The sequence below is a fragment of the Caulobacter sp. DWR3-1-2 genome, from assembly GCF_049896225.1.
In the GTDB taxonomy this organism is placed as follows: Bacteria; Pseudomonadota; Alphaproteobacteria; order Caulobacterales; family Caulobacteraceae; genus Caulobacter.
In genome coordinates this window covers 165248-189225 of record NZ_JAFCTW010000001.1, presented here as the reverse complement: position 1 = coordinate 189225, position 23978 = coordinate 165248, and the positions used below count along the sequence as shown (strand labels likewise).

16 protein-coding genes and 3 pseudogenes are annotated in these 23978 nt (G+C 65.6%); 13 read left to right on the top strand and 6 right to left on the bottom strand.

What is annotated here, in order from left to right; all coding sequences use genetic code 11:
* Positions 1–371: 371 nt before the first annotated feature.
* The 4 genes and pseudogenes from ACP696_RS00960 (at position 372) to ACP696_RS00945 (ending at position 3893) form a co-directional block, all read left to right on the top strand.
* A pseudogene (locus tag ACP696_RS00960) lies at positions 372–1210 on the top strand (IS5 family transposase).
* Positions 1211–1518: 308 nt separating this feature from the next.
* Positions 1519–2820, top strand: a complete 1302-nt coding sequence (locus ACP696_RS00955; RefSeq protein WP_426043371.1) for a UDP-glucose dehydrogenase family protein — start codon at positions 1519–1521, stop codon at positions 2818–2820.
* 340 nt (positions 2821–3160) lie between these two features.
* Positions 3161–3358, top strand: a complete 198-nt coding sequence (locus ACP696_RS00950; protein WP_426043370.1) for a hypothetical protein — start codon at positions 3161–3163, stop codon at positions 3356–3358.
* 217 nt (positions 3359–3575) lie between these two features.
* The gene (locus ACP696_RS00945) at positions 3576–3893 is read left to right on the top strand and encodes a hypothetical protein (protein ID WP_426011663.1); all 318 of its coding nucleotides are present in this window, start codon (positions 3576–3578) and stop codon (positions 3891–3893) included.
* A 387-nt stretch (positions 3894–4280) separates the two neighbouring features.
* Here the strand turns inward: ACP696_RS00945 and ACP696_RS00940 are convergent, their stop codons facing one another.
* From ACP696_RS00940 to ACP696_RS00930, 3 genes and pseudogenes are all read right to left on the bottom strand, one after another.
* Complete coding sequence (locus ACP696_RS00940) at positions 4281–4961, bottom strand: sugar transferase (RefSeq protein WP_426011664.1); 681 nt, start codon at positions 4959–4961, stop codon at positions 4281–4283.
* A 27-nt stretch (positions 4962–4988) separates the two neighbouring features.
* On the bottom strand, positions 4989–6011 hold the full coding sequence (locus ACP696_RS00935) for an AGE family epimerase/isomerase (RefSeq protein WP_426043422.1): 1023 nt from the start codon (positions 6009–6011) through the stop codon (positions 4989–4991).
* Between the two features lie 73 nt (positions 6012–6084).
* Positions 6085–7530 (bottom strand): annotated as a pseudogene (locus tag ACP696_RS00930) (sugar phosphate nucleotidyltransferase); the annotation flags it as partial.
* An 830-nt stretch (positions 7531–8360) separates the two neighbouring features.
* On the opposite strand from ACP696_RS00930, the gene ACP696_RS00925 reads away from it, so the two are divergent.
* A complete protein-coding gene (locus ACP696_RS00925) occupies positions 8361–8621 on the top strand; it encodes an alpha/beta fold hydrolase (RefSeq protein WP_426011665.1) in 261 nt (86 codons plus the stop codon).
* A gap of 220 nt (positions 8622–8841) precedes the next feature.
* Here ACP696_RS00925 and ACP696_RS00920 read toward each other — a convergent pair whose 3' ends face one another.
* Both ACP696_RS00920 and ACP696_RS00915 read right to left on the bottom strand, forming a co-directional pair.
* Positions 8842–9432 (bottom strand): hypothetical protein, encoded by a 591-nt coding sequence (locus ACP696_RS00920; RefSeq protein ID WP_426011666.1) that lies wholly within the window; start codon positions 9430–9432, stop codon positions 8842–8844.
* 215 nt (positions 9433–9647) lie between these two features.
* Positions 9648–10463, bottom strand: coding sequence for a sulfite exporter TauE/SafE family protein (locus ACP696_RS00915; RefSeq protein WP_426011667.1), 816 nt, complete (start codon positions 10461–10463; stop codon positions 9648–9650).
* A gap of 837 nt (positions 10464–11300) precedes the next feature.
* Here ACP696_RS00915 and ACP696_RS00910 point away from each other — a divergent pair.
* From ACP696_RS00910 to ACP696_RS00900, 3 genes are all read left to right on the top strand, one after another.
* Positions 11301–12944, top strand: a complete 1644-nt coding sequence (locus ACP696_RS00910) for a ShlB/FhaC/HecB family hemolysin secretion/activation protein (RefSeq protein WP_426011668.1) — start codon at positions 11301–11303, stop codon at positions 12942–12944.
* A gap of 53 nt (positions 12945–12997) precedes the next feature.
* Positions 12998–15436 (top strand): filamentous hemagglutinin N-terminal domain-containing protein, encoded by a 2439-nt coding sequence (locus ACP696_RS00905; RefSeq protein WP_426011669.1) that lies wholly within the window; start codon positions 12998–13000, stop codon positions 15434–15436.
* Positions 15437–15540: 104 nt separating this feature from the next.
* Positions 15541–16185 carry a L,D-transpeptidase gene (locus ACP696_RS00900; protein WP_426043369.1) on the top strand — a complete coding sequence of 215 codons (645 nt, stop codon included), beginning with the start codon at positions 15541–15543 and terminating at the stop codon, positions 16183–16185.
* Positions 16186–16373: 188 nt separating this feature from the next.
* Here the strand turns inward: ACP696_RS00900 and ACP696_RS00895 are convergent.
* Positions 16374–17098 (bottom strand): annotated as a pseudogene (locus ACP696_RS00895) (IS630 family transposase); the annotation flags it as partial.
* A gap of 93 nt (positions 17099–17191) precedes the next feature.
* On the opposite strand from ACP696_RS00895, the gene ACP696_RS00890 reads away from it, so the two are divergent.
* From ACP696_RS00890 to ACP696_RS00870, 5 genes are all read left to right on the top strand, one after another.
* Complete coding sequence (locus ACP696_RS00890) at positions 17192–17563, top strand: hypothetical protein (RefSeq protein WP_426029997.1); 372 nt, start codon at positions 17192–17194, stop codon at positions 17561–17563.
* 134 nt (positions 17564–17697) lie between these two features.
* Positions 17698–18921: a TolC family protein gene (locus ACP696_RS00885; RefSeq protein WP_426043368.1), complete on the top strand. Its 1224-nt coding sequence runs from the start codon at positions 17698–17700 to the stop codon at positions 18919–18921.
* Positions 18918–20411: an efflux RND transporter periplasmic adaptor subunit gene (locus tag ACP696_RS00880; protein WP_426043367.1), complete on the top strand. Its 1494-nt coding sequence runs from the start codon at positions 18918–18920 to the stop codon at positions 20409–20411. Before ACP696_RS00885 ends, ACP696_RS00880 begins: the two co-directional genes overlap by 4 nt.
* Positions 20408–23572, top strand: coding sequence for an efflux RND transporter permease subunit (locus ACP696_RS00875; RefSeq protein ID WP_426043366.1), 3165 nt, complete (start codon positions 20408–20410; stop codon positions 23570–23572). Before ACP696_RS00880 ends, ACP696_RS00875 begins: the two co-directional genes overlap by 4 nt.
* Positions 23573–23584: 12 nt before the next feature.
* A complete protein-coding gene (locus ACP696_RS00870) occupies positions 23585–23974 on the top strand; it encodes a copper-binding protein (RefSeq protein ID WP_426011675.1) in 390 nt (129 codons plus the stop codon).
* The last annotated feature ends 4 nt before the right edge of the window (positions 23975–23978 follow it).

Here is a 23978-nt window from a genome sequence, read left to right as displayed (position 1 = left end):
ATCAAGCCACCGATTTCAGTAAAACCCGTATCGGCATCCGGCGACGTTGTCAGGTTAACGCCCCCGATCGAGAAGCACCCGTCTGGCTCAACCTGCCGGGCTAGGGATCGGCCCGGACATCTCTTTCTGGCCGAGCCATCGAGGAGCTTCGCAGCCGCGCGACAAACATACTCAGAGACATAGTCTGTTTCCATGCTCATCGAAAGCCACAGCTTGCGACGGCGGAAAACTAAAGGAGCCTCCTGCTTAGAGGCTGACCCGAAATGAAGTTGGGTGATTTCAGGCCCTTGTGATTCTGTTGGAGGTGCGAGTGATCAACGGAAAACGACATGTGGACTGAGATCACCTGGGGCAAGCGTGCTTGAAAGGGCCTGCGGTATTCAAGCGATCTGACGGACCAGGAATGGGCGGTTCTGGAGCCGCTGATCCCGGCGCGGTCTCGCCTGGGTCGTCCGGCGAAATGGTCGTTGCGGACGATCACCAACGCGCTGCTCTATGTTTTGCGCGGCGGTCTGCCGTGGCGGATGCTGCCGGGGGACTTCCCGCCGGTGACGACGGTTCAGCGCTATTTCTACGCCTGGCGCGACAAGGGGCTCTGGCAGACCCTCGATCATCTGTTGCTGATGGATTGCCGCGAGACGGTGGGACGCCAGGCCTCGCCCAGCGCCGGGGTGGTCGACAGCCAGAGCGTCAAGACCACCGAAAGCGGCGGGCCTGTTGGGGGAGCCTGTCCTCGGCCAGCCGGAGGCTGGACCGGGGGGACGCGGGCAAGAAGATCAAGGGCCGCAAGCGTCACATCCTCACCGACACCGGCGGCTTGCTCGTCACGGCCCTGGTCCACACAGCCGATATCCGGGACCGTGACGGCGCGCCTGACGTCCTGACCTCGATCCGCGCCAGCTTCCCCTGGCTGCGCCACGTCTTCGCCGACGGCGGCTAGGCTGGCGACAAGCTGCGACACGCCATGGTCGGACGCGGCGACTGGGAGATCGAGATCATCAAGCGATCCGACACCGCCAAACGCACCTTCGTGCTGCTGCCCGCCGCTGGTTGGTGGAGCGCACCTTCGCCTGGCTCGGCCGAAACCGACGCCTGGCTCGGCCGAAACCGACGCCTGGCCAAGGATTTCGAGGCCACTCTCGCAAGCTCAACCGCATGGCTCTTCATGGCTTCGGTCCAACTCATGACCCGAAGGCTCGCAACACTCTGATCACAATCAGAAACATTATGAGTCAGACTCTCAGACCTTTCGACGCTCGAGCTTTCACGCAATGTCGTGATCTCAAATCATGCAGAGATCTGGCATCCGAGATGCCTGGCTCCAACGTCACGCTTGATTCCGAGGCGTATTCGGATGCCGGGTTGGCCGCCGCAGCCTGGACGAATAGCAGCGTTTGCGAAAGACAGAGTGCTGCCTCTTTCGACCAAATGACTTGGCCCTCATTCCTGGCCTCGATCTACGCATTGCAGCGCAACATGCGACTGGCTAGACAGAGGCCATCCAAGGGGAACACCATCATGCGCGTTACGATGATCGGGACAGGCTACGTGGGCCTTGTGAGCGGCGCTTGCTTTGCGGACTTCGGGCACGTGGTGACCTGTGTCGACAAGGATCCGTCCAAGATCGAGCGGCTGGAACGGGGCGAAATACCGATCTTCGAGCCCGGTCTGGACGATCTCGTCGCCAAGAACGTCAAGGCGGGACGCCTGTCGTTTACCTTGGACGGGGCTGAAGCGATCCGAGACGCCGAAGTCGTCTTTATCGCCGTGGGCACCCCCACGCGACGCGGCGACGGCCACGCTGACCTGTCCTACGTCTATGCCGCCGCCGAGGAGATCGCCAGCCTGATCGACGGCTTTACGGTCGTGGTCACCAAATCCACCGTGCCGGTCGGCACGGGTGACGAAGTCGAGGCGATCATGAGGCGGGTGCGGCCCGATGGCGAGTTCGCCGTCGTCTCCAACCCGGAGTTCCTGCGTGAAGGCGCGGCGATCGAAGACTTCAAGCGTCCGGACCGTGTCGTCATCGGCACCGAAGACCCCAGAGCCCGCGCGGTCATGGGCGAACTGTACCGGCCGCTGAGCCTCAGCGACTTTCCGGTCGTCTACACGGCTCGCCGCACGTCCGAACTGATCAAATACGCCGGCAACGCCTTCCTCGCCATGAAGATCACCTTCATCAACGAGATGGCCGACCTGTGCGAGAAGGTCGGTGCGGACGTCCAGCAGGTCGCCAAGGGCATCGGACTGGACGGTCGGATCGGCTCGAAATTCCTGCATGCCGGCCCGGGTTACGGCGGCTCCTGCTTCCCGAAGGACACGATCGCTCTGGTCCGCACAGCCCAGCAGTACGGCGCGCCGGTACGGCTGATCGAGACCACCGTCGAGGTCAACGACGCGCGCAAGAAGGTCATGGCCAAGCGCGTCGAGGCCGTGATCGGCGACTTGGCTGGCAAGACCATCGGCATCCTGGGGCTGACGTTCAAGCCCAACACCGACGACATGCGCGACAGCCCCAGCCTAGATATCATCCCGGCGCTTCAGGCCATGGGCGCCAAGGTCAAGGCCTTCGACCCCGAGGGCATGAGGGAAGCCGCTCACCTGTTCACCGACCTCGAACTCGTCGATGGTCCCTATGAGGTCGCACAGGGCGCCGACGCCCTCGTGCTGCTGACCGAATGGGACCAGTTCCGCGCGCTCGATTTGGCGCAGATCAAAAACCGGATGAACCAACCGGTGTTGATCGACCTCCGCAACATCTACAAACCCGCCGAGGCCCGCGCTGCAGGCTTTCTCTACTCCAGCATCGGTCGCGCGTGACGACTTAGCAGCTCGCGCGAGCTTTAGATTGACTACGACAACGTCTCCCCAGCGCGCGTCCTGAAGAAAAGTGCGGGGCGGGTTCTCCTAACTCCTAGAGCAACTGAGCCTATCGCAGCCTCTAGTTCGGTCGCGCGGTTGCCTTCCCAAAACGCCCGCATCACTTGACCGGGGCGGCGGCCCGTTTGTAACGATTGACAGGGCGAGTTGATGGATTATGGCCATCATCTGAAGGCAAGATCTGCCCAGCCTCAGGATCGCGGATTTTGCCGGATTGTATCGAGAGCGCTCGCAGCGATTGGCCTCCCCTATAGGCTCCAATTCCGTCAGACTCCGGGCTGTGAAAACCGCTCTCGAACATCTTCCGGAAAAGCAGCAGGCCGAGCTCGCGCGTGTTCGGTCGATCCTGCTCGCGGAGTTCGAAGTGGCCAAGGCCGGCAGAGGCGGCGGCGCCCAGCCGTGGCGGCGAGACGGCCATGTCCAGAAGATCATGGTCGGGCGTCGCGAAGGGACGTCGAGGCGTGAGAACCTCGAATGAGCCAAAGCGACCCAGGCGGCGCGATGCGCGGTTTTCCTGTGCGTTGCGGCCCGTGCCCCCTCTTGCCCGCCTCGACCCGTTCTCGGAACCCGGAGCCATCGCCCGGGCGGCCTTTCATCGGAGGCGAAACCTTGGCCTCAGACGGCCGACACGCGAGCCCATCCCCGGCACCCTCGAACGGGGGTGAGCTGGAAGCGATAATCAACACCCATGGCGCGTGGCTACTGCGATCGCTTCGTCGGCGTTACGGGCCGATCTCGCCGAATATCTGGCGCAGGAAACCTATCTGCGCCTCCTGCGCCAGGTCGAGCCTGTGCAGATCCTGAAACCCAAGGCGTTCCTGCTGCAGGTCGCCCGCAACCTTTTCCTGACAGGCAACCGGCAGATCCTGCGACGGGCAGAACTGGACATCTTCAATCTTGGAACCCAGCCCGGAGCGGAAGCCGCAGGCCAGGTCGAGACGCTCGTCCTGAAGAACATCGTCCTCGGGATGCCGCAGAAAGCTTCGGGACGTCTTCGTGCTCAGCCGCTTTAGCGGCCTGAGCAACGATGCGATCGCCGATCATCTGGGCATCCGGCCCAGACCGTCGAAGCGCGCATGGCCGAGGCCCTGGCCCATTGCGCAGCGCAGCTCCGCACCCCACGCGACGCCACTTCGGTCGCCACGCGTCGGGAAAGGCAGGCTTTGACGCCGGTTCCGGGCCCCTGCCCCGCCACCTCGGCCCCGGCCCCCAACTGGTCTGAACGCCGTAACTGCGCGCCCCGGGATCGGGAACGCCAACGAGCCGCCTGGGGCTGACCGGAGCGGCGAGAAGAGCCCAGCCCTTTACAATGACGGTGGGAAGCTCACGACGCCCAGGCGCGAGCTTCAACCGCATGATGATCGGCCTCGCGACAGACCTCGGCCCGACGCGGGTTCGCCTCAGTAGGCGTTGACGCGCTTCCAAAGCATCGGGAAGGTGCGCAGGATCAGCAGCAGATCGCTGCGGAAGGACCAACTGGCGGCATAGTGGACGTCGGCCTCTATCCGGCGGGCCATACAGTCAAGATCGTGGATTTCTCCGCGCAGCCCCTGGACCTGGGCGAAGCCGGTCAGACCGGGGCGAACAGCGAACCGATCGACGTATTTCGGCAGCAGCGCGCCGTAGTGGGTGTCGTGGGCCAGCGCGTGGGGACGTGGCCCCACCACCGACATGTCTCCGAGCAAGATGTTGAACAGTTGCGGCAACTCATCAAGGCTGGTTTCCCTAAGGAAGCCGCCGACGCGGGTGACGCGTTTGTCGTTCTTGCTGGCGTGTTTGATGACGTCGCCGTCCTCGGTCACCGTCATGGTTCGGAATTTCATGATCCGGAACACCTTGCCGCCCTGGCCCGTGCGGCGCTGGAGGAACAGCACCGGACCGGGCGACTCGAAAGCGATGGCGATGGCGATAGCGAACAGAGCCGGAGCCAGAACGATCAGCGCCGCCAGGGCGCAACCCATGTCGAACAGGCGCTTGAGGACAATCGAGCACCAGTTGCTGCGGGCTGTATCCCGCAACTCTGGACGCTTGACCGCAGGCCCGGCGAAGAGCCGCAAATATTCCGCTCCGCTGTCAAACATGCGTCATGTCTCGTCTCAGATGAAGGTCTACTTCTTGGTTACCAGAAATTTAAGCCTAATCCAAGAGCGCTCGGCAAGGGGACTCTCTTCGGGAGGGAAAAACCAACATAATCCGTGCGATGTCGGGCGCGGAGAGACGCCTTGGGATCCGGCCTCGCGCGGCAGCGCACCGGTTCCAGGACGCTCGGGGGCGAGTGACCGCCGAGCGGCAGTGGACCGCCCGGCCATGGCGGCGCGGGCCTTGGCGGCGCCGAAGCGGTCGACGCGACACGCGGGGCGCGACACGGTCGACGCGACACGGGGGGCGCGCTTCCAAAGCCTGGGTCTGACGCTGCGGCTGTCGTACGACGCGCCGATCAGGGCCGGATCATCGGGGCGCAAAGCGATATCGCGGATGGATCCGCGCCGGCGTCGCCCCCGGGCGGCGCCTGCGGTCGTCGGGCCGTTGGATGGCTGGGCCGGCTGTGCGCATGCGTCGCCAGCCTGCACGCCGGCCGGCTCCTTTCGTCGCCAGTCTGAGCCTAGCGTCAGTTTGCGCCCATCGCCGAGGTCGAGCGCTTTGAAGGTTCGGCTGAGCGGATCGAAGGCGGCGATGATATGGTAGAAAGAACTGGCGGGCGCGGGCTCGTCGAGAAAGGTCCCGTTCGGGAACCGCTTGTCACGCCACAGGCCGTCGTCGGTCAGGTATAGCCGTAAGGCGCGCAGGGCGGTCGCAGCGTCCTCCAGATAAAGGTGCCGCTCTCCGCCGGCCGAAATCTTGGCCAGGATCAGCGATGACTTCAGCCATTCGGTCTGTGGCCAGAGACGGGCGCGCGGACTGCGGATGGTCATGTCGTCGTTCATTGCGTCGAGTGCGACGGGCGGGCGCGGGCCGATGCCCTTGCGGCCATTGGCGTAGAGAGCCCGGGCAGCCGCAAGGGCACGATCGTCTTGGCGCAATAGGCCGTAGCGGGCGAGCAACCAGGCCCATTCGAACTGGCGGCCGGGTTCGAACAACGTCCCGTCCTCGCCGGCGGCGGGGGTCCAGTCGTCGTTGAAGAATTCGCGCAGGAATCCGCCTTTCGGGGTCGATGAAGACGTCCATGGCCAGACCGGCGATCCGGTCGGCCGTCGCGCCCCAGACTGGATCGTCGTTCAAGGCTTCCCAAGCCAGCCTGGCCTCGAACAGATGCATGTGCGCGTTCGACTGGAAAGGGTGTTCGCTGGCCTCGCGCATGGCGCCATTCGGCAGGGCGGCGGCCAACAGTTGTTTGCGCAGCTTGACGGCGTCGTTCTCCAGTTTGGCGTCATCTATGTCCGCCTGTCTGGCGGCGGCCAGCGCGAACAAAACGAAGGCCTGATCCTAGAGCATGGCCGTTTCGTCAATCGGCGCCCAGTTGGAGCCGAGCGAAACGCGCGTCGCCCCGTCTGGCCTCAGATAGGCGGCGCGCAAACGGTCGAGCGCGGCGGCGATGATCTTTCTCCACGGCCCCTTCCAGCCCAAGGCTCCGGCCTGGGCGTAGACGAAGATCTGGCGCGTCTGGACCCGGGCGCGCCGCGAGCCGGCGGTGGCCTGTCCGTCCGGCGTTAAGGACTCGTTGAAGCCACCGTCCTCGCCGAAGCCGAGGGTCGACCAGACGGGCAGCGCGCGAAACTTGAGCCAGTCCGCGAAACGTCGGGCGCTCGCGTCCAGGGTTTCCGAGGCGGATTTTTGGAAATCCAGGTGTTGCGGCGAGATCGTGTACATCCGCTCCACCAGCCGTTTTACCTCTTGCGAGCGCGAAAGGCCGCAGACCAGAACGGCGTCGTCCTCGACGATAATGGCCAGGTCGCTGACCCCCAGGGCGGCGATCAGCTTGCCATCGGGCGCCCGAGCCAGGATACGTTCGGCGTCTTCGAAGATGTGCACGCCGACGCCGCCCCCGCCACTGGCGGCGATCGCGTCCCCGGCTCCGAAGTCCGACCAGGCGAAATCGACCTCGAGCACCGACGCCCGTTTCGTCGGTTCCATCACGGCATAGTCGATCGAAATCTTCGGCACGCTGCGGAAGCCCTCACCGAGGATTTGCAAGCTGCTCATGTCAGACGCCGGCGCGACCGCGGATTTCGCCGCTGCCAGAACGGTCGGCGCATGCGCGGCGAGTTCCTCGATCAAAGTCTTGGCCGAAACGATGAAATTGCCGCTGTTCCAGAGATAGCCGGCTTCGATGAAGGCGCGAGCGGCGTCCGGTTGGGGTTTCTCATGGAAGGAGACGACAGCGGTCAAGCCGATCCCTTCCGGCTTGATGTACCCATAGGTGGAAGACGGCTCGGTCGGCTTCACGCCGAGCGTCACGATGCGACCTTGGGCGGCGGCGTTCGCGGCTTCGGTCACAGCTTTCCGGAATGCAGCCGGGTAGGGCACATAGTGATCGGATGCGACGAAAACGATGATCCCATCGGGATCGCGTTGCTGGACCCATAGAGCTGCGGCGGCCATGGCAGCCGCAGATTGACGCGCTTCTGGTTCCAGCAAAAGTCGCGCATCGACGGCGAGTTCTGAAAGCTGGGTCTCGATCGCGTCCTGGTGTGAGACGCCTGCGATGATCACGATCTTGCCGTCGTCCCCGGCCAGGGCCGCGATGCGGGTCACCCGTCGCGCTGAAGCCACGCAGGGCGGATCGTCTTGCAAAGAGCTGCACTGTGGTGAAGTCCGCACACGTCTTTGGGCGGAGATGGTCCTGGGGTCGATTACCGTCGCTGCAGGTCAGGCGCGATATGGCTCCTATCGCCGGTGCTTGAGGCTTCCCACCCACAAAAGTGTTTAGGTTCGACTCCGAAACGCGGATTTTTCCCATCCCCCTGCCGCTCTTCCCATCCAGCTTCCCATCCAGAAGACAAAAACTCGGAGAAACGCGATGAAAGGCGCTGCACGACAAAATGCTTGGCAGCGGTCTGTAAGAGTGGAACTTTCTTGGCCTGTTGGAAAAATCCTGCAAACGCCTGAAATCTCCGGCAGGCTAATACCCGCGGAGCCAGCTCTGGCTTTAGAGCGAAATCCGGCCTAACAGCCGGATTTTTGGCATCTGCGCTAGCGTCCGCTTCCACCGACCGATTAGGGTTAAAAGTCGGACGAAATCCGCCGCCGCAGGGAACGGCGAACGATATTTGGCAGCACGCTGCGGCACAAATTCGAGATTTCTCACACTTCAGACTCCGTGAAGCTGTGAAGCTGTGAAGGTCGCTTTAACTCAGGGCTAGGAGCGGACATTGGCGTCGCTCCAGACTCCGGACGTTCGTCGACGGTGCCAGTGGCGAGACCCGACCCCATCCAAGAACTTCAGAAGCCCTGCTGCCACATACGACCTTGGCTTGCAGTGAACGTCATGTTTCATCTGCAGCACCGCTGGATAGCGCTGGAAAAGCCGAAAGAGCCTGGACTTGCGTTGCATCGTGTTGGTCGCAGTCGCCCTTATGGGCGTCGCCCTGTCTTCGGCCGCTGATGCAACCGTTCAGCCAGCCCGGCAGAAAGCCGCCCCTTTCACGCCCAACACGACCTTCATCACGACCAGCGACGGCGTGCGACTGGAGGTGCTCGACGATGGCGGCCAGGGTCCGCCCATCCTGCTGGTCTCCGGCGGCGGCATGACCGCCCACGCCTTCGATCAATTCGCGCCGCGCCTAGTGCATTTCCCGACCTGACTGCGTAGGGCCGTGAGCTCTAATCTTCTGTTTTGACGCATTTTTCTTCACGCGAATCGAAACCACTTCGCTCGAAAAATGCTCTAGCCGCTCATCACCGGGTCTTCGCCTTCACCCGGCGAGCGCTCGGTCAGTCGGACACGCCGCCCCTGGATCCCGGCAGCTAGCCGCTGGCCCGCCCGACTCGTGACGTCGTCGAGGTCCTAGATGGGCTAAGGATTCAGAAGGCGGCGCTGGCCGGCTGGTCGTTCGGCGGCGCGGAGATCGGCGGCGTCGCTCGGCACTTTCCGGACAGGGTCTCAGCCCTGGCATATCCGACGCGGCCTGCGCCTATGCATTCTACGCGCAGGGCAACGCCACGCCCGACGCCTCCAACATCGAGATCGACCTCGCGGATCTGCGCGACAAGCTGCAGGCGGCGCGGTTCGGGACCAAGGAGGACGCCGCCCGCATCTACGACGAAGTTCTGACCAAGGATCTGGCTGACCTGGCGACGGACGTCCAGGCTGCGGCCGAGCGGCGTCGGCGGCTGTCGAAAGGATTGGCAGCCGCCCCGCCCGCGCCGCTTTCGAAGCCAATGACTCGCCACAACATGGAGAAATTCCCCGCCATCACCGGAATTCCAATCCTCGCCGTCTTCTCCATACCCGGTGCCGCGCCCGCCCCGATACCCGCCGAGCTCGCCGAGCTCGCCGACGAGGCGTCGCAACTGAAGTGGCTCCGCGAGCAGATCGCTCGCTATCGCGCCGCGCATCCGGCCGCTCGCGTCCTGAAGATGGACCGCGCCGACCACGACGTCTTCAATTCCCATCCCTAGATCATCGTGCGGGAAATCGAGGGGCTATTGAACCGGTCCAACGCTTCTCAATAGCAGCGCATCGAAGGCCGTTCGCCACTCGACCTCTCCGATCCTGAGGTCAGATGGCTGGCTGGGCGGCGCCATAACCGGACCCAAGCACCGCGCCAGAAACATGACATGGAGCCGACGCCTCAAAGGCGATGAACGACCTCTTGCGGATCTAAGTTCTAGTTGTGACGCCAGACTTTCACGGCAGAGATCAGCAAGATCGAACTAAGCGCCGGGAGCAGGACTGCTGATGGAATGATGCCCAATAGCATCCCGCCAATGAATGCGCCGACGATCGAACCCATCGCCATGACGACCACGAAACGGCCGTACCGACCGATGACCGCGAAGCTGCTGTCGCGGCCGTAGCGCGTGAAGCCCACGATCATGGTGGGCAGGCTGACCGCCAGAGACAGGCTACCGGCGAGTTTGATGTCCAGCCCAAACACAAGCACCAAGGTCGGTATCAGCAACTCTCCGCCGCCAACACCCAGAAGGGCGGCGACGACGCCAATGCCAAAGCCCGCGACGACCCCAGCCCCCATTTGGATCCAACCGGTCACGATGGGATGGCCGACCGATTTGGTGTCATGGGCCAGGAGCAATACCAACGCGATCCCGACAAGCATTGCCGCGATTACGCGGTAGAGAGTGTGGGACCGCAATTTTGTCGCCCACCCCGCGCCGAGCCAAGCCCCGGCCAGACTTCCGGCCAAGAGGTTCGCGACGATGGTCCAATGGTCCGCGACGATCGCCACCGGAATAATTCGCGTTCTAAATAGGAGCGCTGAGGTCACGACCACCAGACTAAGGGCCTTGTTCAGCACAACGGCCTCCAGAGGGCCAAAGCGGAAAAGGCCGATCAGAAGCGGCAGGCGAAACTCTGCCCCACCCAGTCCGATAAGCCCGCCCAACGCACCGACACCGGCGCCGGTCCCGAAACCCATCAGGCTATTGGGCTTTCGTGTGCTGTCGTGATCGTGAACGTCTATCATTGCCCCACGATCATCGCGAATCCACGGCGCAGCAACCGATGTCGGCCCACCGCCCTCTCAATCTGTCGCTGTGTCCGCTTTCCCGCGCCGATCGCCGCGGGTGAAGCGGTCCAAGTGGCGCCATGAGCGGACATTGGGACCAGCCACACTTCTCGACCTTCAGACGTCGCCTCCAATGCCCGCGACAGTTGTGCAGGCGTCTCCGGTAGCGCTCATCTCCGGCGCGGCATCAAGGTGTATGACGCAGTCCGTCAGGTTCGCTCACGGCCGACGACGGCAGCCTGGCAAGCGCCAAAACTGATCCTTGATCCAGCACCCTTACAGCCAGGGCTGATGCGACGCTCGACCGATCGCGAACGGCTGACGGTTTTTTTTCGCCCCCCCCAGACCCCCTCGAGACGACGTGCATTTCGCAAGGCGCCGGTCTGCCAAATCCCCTACAATACGAGCATTCGCCTCAGCCGTGCAAATTGATAGGCGTGGGTATGGGGAAATCGACTCTTCAGATTGAACGCTTAAGGTTGGTCGAGGTCGTATGCGACAAAACGAGCCAATATTCGGGCAACTCAAACAGGAACGAATAAATTTTTTACCCGTTGCTTATTTTACAGATTGACGCGAGAAATCCGTTCATTCCCCGTTAATGCGGGAAAACACAAAAGTCTTTTTGTCGGTACATTAGAAGTCATTTGATATTTGCAGTCGGGATTTCTCAATTCCATGCTGAATGAACCGAGCTTTTGCCTTCCAACGTGCGTGCTCTCCGCTGCGTGAGGGCCGGGCGCCCTGACATCGCGGCGGCACTACGAGGCGTCTATGTTGCGGTCGAGTCTTATCATGTTCGCGCTGTTAACGACGGGCCAGGGCGCCCAGGCCGAACAACCCCCAGCGCCGGGGCAATTGCAGCAAATTCCGCCTGCTTCCGTTCCCCAGAGGCCCGCCCCGGCCATCCGCATCGAACGGCCGGAACCGTCGGAGAACGCCGCTCCCGAAGGCGCACGGATCCGTGTGGACACGCTGCGCGTCACGGGCGCGACCCTGTTCACCGAAGCGCAGTTGGTGGCGGAGGCGGGCTTGATCCCCGGACGCTATCTTACCCTTCCCGAACTTCGCAATGGGGCCGCCCGGATCACGCGCTTCTACAGCGCTCATGGCTATGCGCTGGCCCAGGCCTATCTCCCGGCGCAGGACGTCGTGGCGGGGACCGTGACCATCGCCGTGGTCGAAGGCCACTACGGGTCGATCACCCTGCGCAATCAGTCCGGCGTGGCCGACGCCGTAGCCGGGAAGGTGCTGAAGGGCCTCAACCGCGGCGACCCGGTCGCGATCGCGCCGCTCGATCGCCGTCTATTGCTACTTTCCGACATCCCCGGCGTCGTCGTTCATTCGACGCTGTCTCCGGGCGCCGAGGTGGGCTCTTCGGATCTCACCGTTGACCTAACCAGGGCGCCCCGAATTTACGGCAGCCTCGAAGCCGACAACGCCGGCAATCGCTACACCGGCGCCTACCGGTTCGGCGGCTCGGTCAATGTCGCCAATCTGACCGGCATGGGCGACCTAATCAGCCTGCGCCTGCTCGCCTCCACCGAGGGCCTGGCCTACGGGCACGCCGCCTGGCAGGCCCCGCTTGGCGACGCCACCGTCGGCGTGGGCTTTACCCACATGCAGTACGATCTGGGGCACGAATTCTCGGCGCTTCACGCCAGCGGCACGAGCGACATCGCCGGCCTGTTCGCCAGCTACCCGCTGATCCGCTCGCGCGCCGCGAACCTCTACGTTCTGGGCGGTCTCGAGGCCAAGTTCCTCACCGACGAGATCGGCCTGCTATCGCAGGTCTCCGACAAGACCATCCACGCGGCGACGATCGGTCTGCGCGGGGATTCTCGCGACGGGTTCGGCGGCGGCGGCTGGAACTCAGCCTCTCTGTCCTGGACCTCGGGCCGCCTGAACATCGAAAGTCCGCTCGAGCGCGCCGCCGACGCGGCGAGCGCCCGTTCCCAGGGCGGTTTCAACAAGCTGCAGTTCGCCGTCTCCCGGCTTCAGACGGTGCGTGGACCGTTGTCGGTCTACGGCGCGGTGCGCGGGCAGATGGCCACCGACAATCTCGACATCTCCGAAAAGATGGAACTGGGCGGCGCCTATGGCGTGCGCGCCTATCCGGAGGGCGAGGCCTACGGTGACCAAGGCTATGTCGCGACATTGGAAGCCCGCTGGACACTTGACGCATGGACGCGGCCCATTCCGGGCCAGTTCCAGCTGATCGCATTCGTGGACGCCAGTGAGGTCGACTACGCCAAGGACCCCTGGTTTCCCGGCCCCAACCGGGCCAGGCGCAGCGGTGGCGGCCTTGGCGTCAATTGGTTTGGCCCGGACAACCTCAGCGTCCGCGTCGCTTACGCCCGCCGCTTCAACGACCAGATTTCGACGTCGGAGCCTGACAAAAAAGGCCGCGTCTGGGTCCAGATCGTCAAGCTGTTCTGATGACCACCATGGCCGTCTCGCCCCTAGCGCATCTTCTGAAAAAGAACGTTCCGATGAACAGTTTCCATCACACGATCGCCGACGCCGGGCTGGATGCGGGACGTCGATCCGACAGCATCGGCCGCCGAGGCGCCCTCGCCGCCTCCAGCTGCTTGGCCGGGATCGCAGCCTCCGCCCTGATCGGCTTGAGCGGCGTGATGGCCCTGGCGACAGCGGCCCAGGCTCAGACCCTGCCGACGGGCGGAGCGGTCACTGCGGGCGGCGCGACCATCACCACAGCTCCTGGCGCGATGACCATCAACCAGTCGACCCAGAACGCCGCGATCAATTGGCAGAGCTTCTCGATCGGCCAGGGCGGCAGCGTGGTCTTCATCCAGCCCAACAGCGGTTCGGTGGCTCTGAATCGCGTGGTGGGCCCGAACGCGTCGGCGATCTTGGGCAGCCTGACCTCCAATGGCCAAGTGTTCCTGATCAACCCCAACGGCGTACTGTTCGGACAAGGGGCTCAGGTCAATGTCGGCGGGCTGGTCGCTTCCACCCTGGCAATGACCGACAGCGATTTCATGGCCGGCAACTACCGGTTTTCTGGGAGCGGTGGGGTCGTCCGCAACCAGGGGAATATCATCGCGACAGGCGGAAATGTCGCGCTGCTGGGCGGCCAGGTCAGCAATGAGGGGCTGATCCGGGCCAATCTCGGGACGACCGCCCTGGCGTCGGGCGAGGCCATCACCCTCGACGTCGCCGGCGACGGGCTGCTCAATGTCGTCGTCGACAAGGGCGCGGCTAACGCGCTGATCCAGAACAGCGGCATGCTTCAGGCCGACGGCGGTCGGGTGGTGATAACCGCACAGGGGGCGGGCGACCTGCTCCGCACGGTGGTCAACAACACCGGCGTCATCCAGGCGCGGACGATCGGTCAGCGTAACGGAACCATCCAACTGCTCGGCGACATGACGAGCGGAACGCTGAACGTGGACGGAACCCTTGACGCCAGCGCGCCGGGCGGCGGCGGCGGCGGGTCCATCAAGACCTCCGCCGCGATCGTCAACATCGCCCCCACGGCGCAGATCACCGCGGCCGCCCCCACGGGGGTCGCCGGGATTTGGCAGATCGAGTCGGCCGACTTCACGATCGGCGCTGGTGGCAATATTTCCGGCGCCACCCTGTCGGCCCGACTCGTGACCACCAATGTCACGATCAGCACGCGGGCGGCCGTCAGTGCGTCGAGTACGGGGGACATACTGGTCAATGACGCGATCGCCTGGACCGCGTCATCCACCCCGACCACCCTGACGCTGAACAGCCGCCGCGACGTCAACATCAACGCCGCGATCAGCGCCACCAAGGGCAACTTCGTCGCCTGTTGCGGGCGCGACGTGAGCGTCAAAGGCGCCATCACCACGGTGAACGGCAGCGTCCTGCTGAACGCCGGCCAGAACGTCACCGTGTTTCACACGATCACCACCACCGACGGCAACATCGCGCTGTGCGCCGGGCATGACGTCCATATCGACGGCGCCGTCACCCTGACCCGCGGCAGCACCATTCCCGCCCAGAGCCTGGGCCTGCCGGTCGGCCTGACGCTCATCGCGGGCGCCGGCGGGACGGGCCCGGGCGTGGGCGCCGGCACGATCATCTTCAGCCCGCTGGCGCCCCGCGTCACGGTCACGGCCACCCCGGTGACGATCAATTACAACCCCGTTGCCTACGCGACGCCTTCGGCCTTCGCGACCCGCTTCACCCTGACCGAGGGCGCCGCGCTGACGCAGCGGATGCTGCTGTTCCCGGACGGAAGCCGAGTGTTCAACGGTGGGACGGCCACGACCCTCTCAGGCTTCAGGACCACGGCGGTTTCGGGGCTGCCCACCGGCGTCACCCTGGTGACGGGTCCCGGCGCGAGCGCCACCTTCGACTCGGCCACTGTGGGCGATGACATCGGGATCACCTACAGCGGCTACAGCCTGGCCGGAGCCAACGCCAGCCAATACGCCCTGGCCGACTTCTGTTGCGTGTCGAACCAGAGAACACAGGGAACGATCTCCGCAGCGCCGGTCACGACGCCACCGGTCACCCCGCCCGTGACACCGCCGGTGGTCCCGCCCATCGTCCCTCCGGTGACGCCACCCGTGACCCCTCCGGTCACGCCGCCCGTAACGCCGCCGGTGGTCCCTCCGGTGACGACACCGCCGGTGACGCCGCCAGTGACGACGCCGCCTGTTACCCCGCCCGTGACGCCGCCCGTGACGCCGCCCGCGGCGACGCCGGCCGTCTTTTATCCGCTCGTCACGCCCACCCCGATCTCGGCGACATCGTCCGATCTGGCCTTCAATGTCGTGGGGGGGGGCGTGCGGATGCCGCCATACGAGATGGCCCGCGTCCCGCCATCGGTGGAGGAGGTTGTTCGGCCGATGGAAAGAGCCGCGCCGGTCGCGCCGGCCGCGCCGCGTCCCATGCAGGTGCCGGTCTATCCCCGAAAACAGGATCGCAACTGACCATGCGATGGTTAGCGCTTGAGGCCGGCCGCCGGCCGCCCGTACCGGGACGATGGATGGCGGCGGCGGGACTGGTCCTGGGGCTGGCCTTCGGTCGGCCGGGCATGACCGCCGAACCCTCCCTCGCAGAAGGCGCCCCTGGCGCCGCCGGGGAAGCGCCCACGTCGTCAGCTGCGAGTGAGGTTGCTACCTGGGTGCACGAGACGGCCGACAATCAGGGGCTGCCCTTTCTGATCATCGACAAGGTCGGTGCGCAGGTTTTGGCCTTTGACCCCCAGGGCCGGCTATTGGGGACAACGCCCGCCCTGATGGGCCTGACGCACGGCGATATCTCGTCCCCCGGCATAGGCCATCGCCCCCTGTCGGCCATTACGCCGGACGAACGCATCACTCCGGCCGGTCGGTTCGTGGCTTCGATCGGCGAGAACCTCGGCGGCAAGAGTATTCTGTGGATCGACTATGACGCCGCCCTGTCCCTGCATCCGGTCATCACGACCCGCGCGGCCGATCGGCGACTGGAGCGCCTCGCCACCGCCGCGCCCGATGACAACCGGATTTCTTATGGGTGCGTGAACGTGCCCACCAGGTTCTATGGCGATATCGTCCAACCGATGTTCAAGGGCACGATGGGCGTAGTCTATATCCTGCCGGAATCTCGATCCCTCGCGCAGGTGTTTTTCGCGCATCCGAGGGTCGCCACGTCGGCGTCAGACGCCCCGGCGAATAGCCCCGGCCTTGAAGCTTTCTAAAACCACGCACCGCGTTTAGCCCTCGACCTGCACGCCGCCAATTAAACGGTGAGTTTGGCGTAGGCGATGACTCCTCACCGCCAAGCACACAACGCGCCTGAGAGTCATGACCGGGGTCTTGGGCCGCGTCAGAAACACGACCTCCAGACCCGCGCTCCGCAGGCAATTATCGAGCCTAGCACCTGGAATCACAGATCGCTGACACGTTGGTCCTTGAGGTGTCTCTGGGAGACCTTGGTCTTGGTCCAGACGAAGGGTTTGGGGTTGGCGCTATAGGCTTCGATGAAGTGATCCATGTCCTCGCGGAGTTTTCGAACCGAGGTGAAGGAAGCCTTGAAAAGCGACTTTTTCTGCAGGATGGGCAACCAGATCTCGACTTTATTGAGCCATGAGGCGCTGGTGGGCGTGAAGTGAAAGGTCACCTTGGGGTGAGCTTCGAGCCAGACGTGGTTGTTCTTGTGGGTGTTGAGATTATCGAGGATGACGTGGAGTTCCTGGTCGGGATAGGCGGCCACGACTCCGTCCATGAACTCGAGAAACTCCAGACGCCGCCTGCGCTTGGTGTGGGCGCGGTGACCTTGCCGGAAGCCACATCGAAGGCGGCGAAAAGGGTGGATGTGCCGTGGCGCTTGTCGTCGTGGCTATGGCCGCTGAGCGCCCGGCCGTTGGGCAGTTTTCGATAGCCCTGCGCCCGCTCCAGGGCCTGGATCGACGGCTTCTCGTCGACACAGATCACCACCGCATTTTCGGGCGGCGCCATCTAGAGCCCGACCACGTCCGCGGCCTTGGCCACGAAATCCGGATCGCGGCTCCCGCACCAGGATTTGCTGGCCACCAGATCGAGCTTTTGCGCGCGCAGCACCCGCCAGACGTGCTGGGCATGCACATCCCCCAACGCGGCGGCGATCCTTGGGAACCATCCCCAACGCTGAATCAGGAATCAGACACTCATGGAAGCCGGTACTGGGCGTCGACAATCGCAATAAGGAGGACTAAAGCGTTTCGTATGCGGCAACTGCTCGCCTTCCTGGCCGTTTTGGCCCTGCTGATCAGCCCGGTGGCTGCCGCTGCTGCGCAGGTCGAGTGCGCCAAGAGCGGGCCCGAGGCGATGATGGACATGTCCATGCCGATGGCCAAGTCCACCGACGGCGCCAAGGCAAGCCACGATCCTTGCTGCGACGAGCACCAGAACGCTCCGCACGACGGCAAGGCCTGCGCCCAGATCTGCGCCGCCCTGTGCGCGACGACCGCCACTCCTCCCACTTCGGAAATCAAGCTCCCGGCCGTCGTGCCGATGCGCCTAACGGCGGCCCCCGACAAGCCGTTGCGCACGTACGCGCCGCCGGGCGACGAACGACCTCCCAAACAGATCGCCTGAGCTTGGCCCGCGTCTAACGCGGGGCCATCCCGTGCTGTGTCGTCGAGGCTGCGCCCTCTTGCGCTTGCCTAACGTCATCCAGCGGATTCGAGCGCCGCCTCGCGCGGTCGCCAACTCTCGCGATCGGAAACCCTATGCGCATCACCATCACCATCGCCGCGACGCTGCTGGCCAGCGCCGTCCATGCCGCGCCCCTCACTTACCGCCAAAGTCTCGATGCTGCGGCCGCCAACGCGCCAGCTCTGCGCGCCGCCGCCCTGCAGGTCGAGGCGGCCAAGGCTTCGGCCAAGGCCGCTGGCGCCTTGCCCGACCCCAGGCTGGCGCTGGGTCTCGACAATTTCCCGGTCTCGGGCCCGCTGGCCGGTCGGCTCGGCGCCGACGAGATGACCATGGGCCGGGTCGGCTACAGCCAGGACATGCCCAGCGCCGCCAAGCGCCAGGCCCGCATCGGCCGGGCCCAAGCCGACATCGTCGCGGCCGGGGCTGAGGGCGCGGTCGAAGCCCGGCAGGTTCGCGTCGCCGCCGCCTTGGCCTGGATCGAACTGCTCTACGCCCAGCGCAAGCTGGCCGCGCTGGATGGCGTGGCAGCCCAGCTAGGCCCGCTGTGGAGCGCCGCGCCTTCCGGCGTCGCCTCCGGACGCTCGAGACCCGCCCAGGCGCTGGAGGCGGCGCAAATGCGCGCCGGCCTGGAGGATCGCCGCAGCGAGGCGGTCTCTAAGCTGGGACGGGCTCGCGCGATGCTGACGCGCTGGACCGGTGACGCCGATCCCCAGGCGATCGGCGAGGCGCTCGACCTGGACCTGGCCCCCGCCAATCTCAGGGTAGCGATCGACCGCAATCCCACCGTGCTGGCGCGAGACGCCACCACCCGCCAGGCCCAGGCCGACCTCGCCCTGGCCAAGGCCGACAAGCGCCCCGACTGGAGTTGGGAGGTCGCCTATCAGCGCCGCGACCCGATGTTCGGCGACATGGTTTCGGCGGGGGTCAGCGTCAGCCTGCCGCTGTGGGGCAAGAGCCGCCAGGACCCGATGATCGCCGCGCGCGCCGCCAGCGCTGGCCGCGCCGAGGCCCAGCGCGAGGACACCCGCCGGACGCTGGCGGCCCAGCTCGAAGCCGATCTCGCCGACCACGTCATGCACCACGAGCAATGGCTGCGGGCTCGCGACACCCTGCTGCCGCTCGCCAAGCAGCGCGCCGACCTGGAGACCGCCGGCTACGGGGCCGGCACGGCCGCCCTGCCCGACGTGTTGGCCGCCTTCGCCGGCCTGGCCGACGCCCAACTCACCACTCTGGACCGCGAGGCAGCCGTCGCCATCGACGCCGCCCGCCTATCCCTGACCTATGGAAGCGACGAATGAACCCGTCACACTCGATGAAGGTCCTGCTCGGGGCCGGCGCGGCCTTGGTCGTTCTGGCCGGCGCCGGCGGCTACGGCCTGGCCCGGCTGACCGCCAAGCCAGCGATGTCGGACGCCACGGCCGATAGTCGCAAGGTTCTCTACTGGTACGACCCGATGGTCCCAGCCCAGCATTTCGACAAGCCGGGCAAGTCGCCGTTCATGGACATGCAGCTGGTCGCCAAATATGCCGGAGAAGGCGATGCGACCGGGCCTTCGGCCGGAGTCCGCATCGATCCGGCCACCGCCCAGAATCTCGGCGTCCGCACCGTGGAGACCCGCCAAGGCGTCCTGCTCGGCGGTCTGACCGCCACCGGCGTCATCGACTTCAACCAGCGTGACGTGGCCGTGGTCCAGGCGCGCTCCGGCGGCTTCGTGCAGAGGGTCTATGGCCGGGCTCCTGGCGATGTGATCGGGGCCGGCGCGCCGCTGGCCGACCTGCTGGTTCCCGACTGGGGCGGGGCCCAGGCCGAATATCTGGCGGTCAGACGCACCGGTGACGCCGCCCTGATCGCCGCCGCCCGCCAGCGCCTGCGACTGCTGGGCATGCCCGAAGGCACGATCGCCGCCGTCGATCGCGACGGCCGGGCCCGCGCGATCATCACGATCAGCGCGCCGCTGGGCGGGGTGATCACCAGGCTCGACGTTCGGGCCGGGATGACCGTGGCCATGGGCCAGGGACTGGCCGAGATCAACGGCCTGTCGCGGGTCTGGGTCACCGCCGCCGTGCCTGAGGCGCAGGGCGGCCAACTGCGCCAAGGTCAATCGGTCGGCGTTGCCCTGGCGGCCTATCCCGGCGAGATGCTGCGGGGAACGGTGCAGGCCATTCTGCCCCAGGCCCAGGGCGAGACCCGCACGCTCCAGGCCCGCATTGAGTTGCCCAACCCCGGCGGCAAGCTGCGCCCAGGCATGTTCGCCACCGTCTCGTTTGATACCGACGCGCGCCCGGCCCTGCTGCTGCCGTCCGAGGCGGTGATCCGCACCGGCTCGCGCGCCATCGTCATGCTGGCCGGCGACAACGGCCGCTACCAGGCCGTCGAGGTCAAGATCGGCCGCGAGTCGGGTGGCCAGAGCCAGATCCTGGCGGGCCTGAGCGCCGGTCAGAAGGTGGTGGCTTCTGGTCAGTTCCTGATCGACTCCGAGGCCAGCCTGGCGGGCCTGCAAGCTAGGCCGCTGGCGGCGGACGCCGCCATGGCGCCGATGACCTCGGCTGCGGCAAAGCCCGCCTTGGCCGAAGCGACGGGGCGCATCGAGCAGGTGACCAAGGACAGCATCACCCTCTCCCACGGCCCGATCCCGGCCATCGGCTGGCCGGCCATGACCATGGCCTTTCGCGCCGACCCGATTCTGCTGCGGGGTTTCAAGACTGGCGACCAGGTCAGCTTCGCCTTCGACCAGCCGCCAGCGAGCCCGACGGTGCGACGCATCGCCAAGCTCGGAGGCGGCGCATGATCGCCGCCCTGATCCGCTGGTCGGTCGCCAATCGCTTCTTCGTGCTGCTGGGCGCCCTGGCCCTGATCGTGGCCGGCGGCCTGGCCGTGCGCTCGACCTCGATCGACGCCTTGCCCGACCTTTCCGACACCCAGGTGATCATCCGCACCAGCTATCCGGGCCAGGCCCCGCAACTGGTCGAGAACCAGGTCACCTATCCGCTGGCCACCACCATGCTGTCGGTGCCCGGGGCCAAGACGGTGCGCGGCTATTCGTTCTTCGGCGACAGCTTTGTCTATGTGATCTTCGACGACAAAACCGACCTCTACTGGGCTCGCTCGCGGGTCCTGGAATATCTCAACCAGGTCCAGGCCCGCCTACCCGAAGGCGCTCGCCCGGCCCTGGGTCCCGACGCAACAGGGGTCGGCTGGGTCTATGAGTACGCTCTGGTCGATCGCACCGGCGGTCACGACCTCAGCCAACTGCGATCCCTGCAGGACTGGTTTCTGCGCTACGAGTTGAAAACCCTGCCGGGCGTGGCGGAGGTCTCGGCGATCGGCGGCATGGTTCGGCAATATCAGGTCGTCCTCGATCCGGTGAAGCTGGCTGGCTACGGCGTTACCCACAGCCAAGTCGTCACCGCCCTGAAAGGCGCCAACGCCGAAACCGGCGGCTCCGTCCTGGAACTGGGCGAGGCCGAATACATGGTCCGTGCCACCGGCTATCTGAAGACCCCCGAGGACTTCCAGGCCGTTCCGCTGAAGACGGCGGCCGGCGGGATCCCGGTACGGCTTGGCGATGTGGCGACCATCCAGGTCGGTCCGGAGATGCGGCGCGGCATCGCCGAACTGAACGGCCAGGGCGAGGTGGCCGGCGGGGTGGTGATCCTCCGCTCGGGCGAAAACGCCCGCACCACCATCGCGGCGGTGAAGACCAAGCTGGCCGAGCTGAAAAAGAGCCTGCCGCGAGGCGTCGAGGTGGTCACGACCTATGACCGCTCGGGCCTGATCGACCGGGCCGTCCATAACCTGACCGGCAAACTGCTGGAGGAGTTCCTGGTCGTCGCCCTGGTCTGCGCCCTGTTCCTGGGCCACCTGCGTTCGGCCTTGGTGGCGATCATCTCGCTGCCGCTGGGGGTGCTGGCCGCCTTCCTGGTCATGAAGAGCCAGGGCGTCGACGCCAACATCATGTCGCTGGGCGGCATCGCCATCGCCATCGGGGCGATGGTCGACGCCGCCGTGGTGATGATCGAGAACGCCCACAAGAAGCTTGAACGCTGGGTCCACGACCACCCCGGCGAGACCCTGGTCGGCGAGGCGCGCTGGAAGGTGATCACCGAAGCCGCCGTCGAGGTCGGACCGGCGCTGTTCTTCAGCCTGTTGATCATCACCCTGTCGTTCATCCCGGTGTTTACCCTGCAGGCCCAGGAGGGGCGGCTGTTCCGTCCCCTGGCCTTCACCAAGACCTACGCCATGGCGGCGGCGGCCATCCTGTCGGTGACCCTGATCCCGGTGCTGATGGGCTACCTGATCCGTGGGCGTATTCCCGACGAGGCCTCCAATCCGATCAACCGCGTCCTGACGGCGGCCTACCGGCCTGCCTTGGACTGGGTGATGGGGCGGCCCAGAACGACCCTGGTCATCGCCCTGCTGGCCTTCGCCACCACGGCCTGGCCGCTGGCCCATCTGGGGGCCGAGTTCATGCCCAATATGGACGAGGGCGACCTGCTTTATATGCCATCAGCCCTGCCAGGGCTGTCGGCGGCCAAGGCCGGACAGCTCCTCCAGCAGACCGACCGGATGATCAAGACCGTGCCGGAGGTCGACAGCGTGTTCGGCAAGGCCGGCCGCGCCGAGAGCGCCACCGACCCGGCCCCGCTGGAGATGTTCGAGACCACGATCCGCTTCAAGCCGCGCGACCAGTGGCGGCCGGGCATGACGCCCGACAAGCTGGTTGCCGAGCTCGACGCGCGGGTGAAGGTCCCGGGTCTGACCAATGTCTGGGTGCCGCCGATCCGCAACCGCATCGACATGCTGGCCACCGGTATCAAGAGCCCGATCGGCGTCAAGGTCTCTGGAGCCAACCTGGCCGAACTCGACCGCATCGCCCGCGAGGTGGAGGGCGTCGCAAAGGGTATGCCGGGCGTCAGCTCGGCCCTGGCCGAACGGCTGACCGGCGGCCGCTATGTCGATGTCCGCATTGACCGGGCCGCGGCCGCGCGGTTCGGGCTCAACATCGACGACGTCCAGTCGATCGTCTCCGGGGCGATCGGCGGCGAGACCATCGGCCAGACGGTCGAGGGCCTGGCCCGCTATCCGATCAGCGTCCGCTATCCGCGCGAACTGCGCGGCAGCCTGGAGGGCCTGCGGACCCTGGCGATCCTGACGCCGGGCGGCGCGCAGATCACCCTGGGTACGGTGGCCCAGGTCGAGATCGCCGACGGACCGCCGATGCTCAAGAGCGAGAACGGCCGACCGACCACCTGGGTCTATGTCGATGTCCGAGGTCGGGATTTAGCCTCGGTGGTTGGCGACCTGCGTCAAGCCGTCGACCGACACGTCAAGCTGTCGCCCGGCGTCAGCCTCTCCTATTCGGGTCAGTTCGAATATCTGCAGCGAGCGGCCGACCGGCTGAAGATCGTCGTGCCGGCCACCCTGCTGATCATCTTCGTCCTGCTCTATGTAATCTTCCGCCGGTTTGACGAGGCGGGCCTGATCATGGCCACCCTGCCCTTCGCCCTGACCGGGGGGATCTGGACGCTCTATCTGGCTGGTTTCCACCAGTCGGTGGCTACGGGGGTCGGTTTCATCGCCTTGGCCGGGGTCTCGGCCGAGTTTGGGGTGGTGATGCTGATCTATCTCAAGCACGCCATGGACGACTTGGGCCCCGACCCCACAATGGATCAGGTCGAGGCCGCCGTGCGCGAAGGCGCCCTGCTGCGCGTGCGGCCCAAGGCCATGACCGTGGCGGTGATCCTGGCCGGCCTGGCCCCCATCCTCTGGGGCCATGGAGCGGGCTCTGAAGTGATGAGCCGCATCGCCGCCCCAATGATCGGCGGCATGCTCACCGCCCCCCTGCTGTCGATGTTCGTCGTGCCCGCTGGCTATCTGCTGCTGCGCCGCCGGCAAGCCCGAACCTCCCCTTCCACTTCCACTTCCACTTCCACTTCCACCTCAGCCTAAGGAGATTTGCTGATGAAGACCCTGTCCCTCACCCTCGCCGCCCTGCTGGCGACGACCAGCCTGGCCGCTTGCGGCCGCAAGACCGAAGCGCCCGCCGCTCCGGCCGCGCCGGCGCCCGCCGCTGCGCCTGCTCCGGCCGCGCGCGGCGACATGGCCGGCATGGACATGGCACCGGCCGACAAGATGGCCAAGGGCGTCGGCGTGGTGACGGCGATGGACAAGACCATCGGAACGATCACCCTCGACCACGAAGCCATTCCCGAGGCCGGCTGGCCAGCCATGACCATGGGCTTCAAGGCCGCTCCGGCCCTGCTGGACGGCGTCGCGGTCGGCGACAAGGTCGCCTTCGACCTGAAACTCCATGACGGTTCGGGCGAGGTCACCGCCATCGGCAAGCGATGACCTT

Coding starts and splice junctions, on each gene's coding strand:
- ACP696_RS00885 (WP_426043368.1), top strand. CDS start 17,698: ATGCGCATCACCATCACCATCGCCGCGACGCTGCTGGCCAGCGCCGTC.
- ACP696_RS00900 (WP_426043369.1), top strand. CDS start 15,541: ATGACCGCCGAACCCTCCCTCGCAGAAGGCGCCCCTGGCGCCGCCGGG.
- ACP696_RS00920 (WP_426011666.1), bottom strand. CDS start 9,432: ATGGGAATTGAAGACGTCGTGGTCGGCGCGGTCCATCTTCAGGACGCG.
- ACP696_RS00890 (WP_426029997.1), top strand. CDS start 17,192: ATGCGGCAACTGCTCGCCTTCCTGGCCGTTTTGGCCCTGCTGATCAGC.
- ACP696_RS00915 (WP_426011667.1), bottom strand. CDS start 10,463: ATGATAGACGTTCACGATCACGACAGCACACGAAAGCCCAATAGCCTG.
- ACP696_RS00940 (WP_426011664.1), bottom strand. CDS start 4,961: ATGTTTGACAGCGGAGCGGAATATTTGCGGCTCTTCGCCGGGCCTGCG.
- ACP696_RS00905 (WP_426011669.1), top strand. CDS start 12,998: ATGAACAGTTTCCATCACACGATCGCCGACGCCGGGCTGGATGCGGGA.
- ACP696_RS00910 (WP_426011668.1), top strand. CDS start 11,301: ATGTTCGCGCTGTTAACGACGGGCCAGGGCGCCCAGGCCGAACAACCC.
- ACP696_RS00875 (WP_426043366.1), top strand. CDS start 20,408: ATGATCGCCGCCCTGATCCGCTGGTCGGTCGCCAATCGCTTCTTCGTG.
- ACP696_RS00880 (WP_426043367.1), top strand. CDS start 18,918: ATGAACCCGTCACACTCGATGAAGGTCCTGCTCGGGGCCGGCGCGGCC.
- ACP696_RS00955 (WP_426043371.1), top strand. CDS start 1,519: ATGCGCGTTACGATGATCGGGACAGGCTACGTGGGCCTTGTGAGCGGC.
- ACP696_RS00870 (WP_426011675.1), top strand. CDS start 23,585: ATGAAGACCCTGTCCCTCACCCTCGCCGCCCTGCTGGCGACGACCAGC.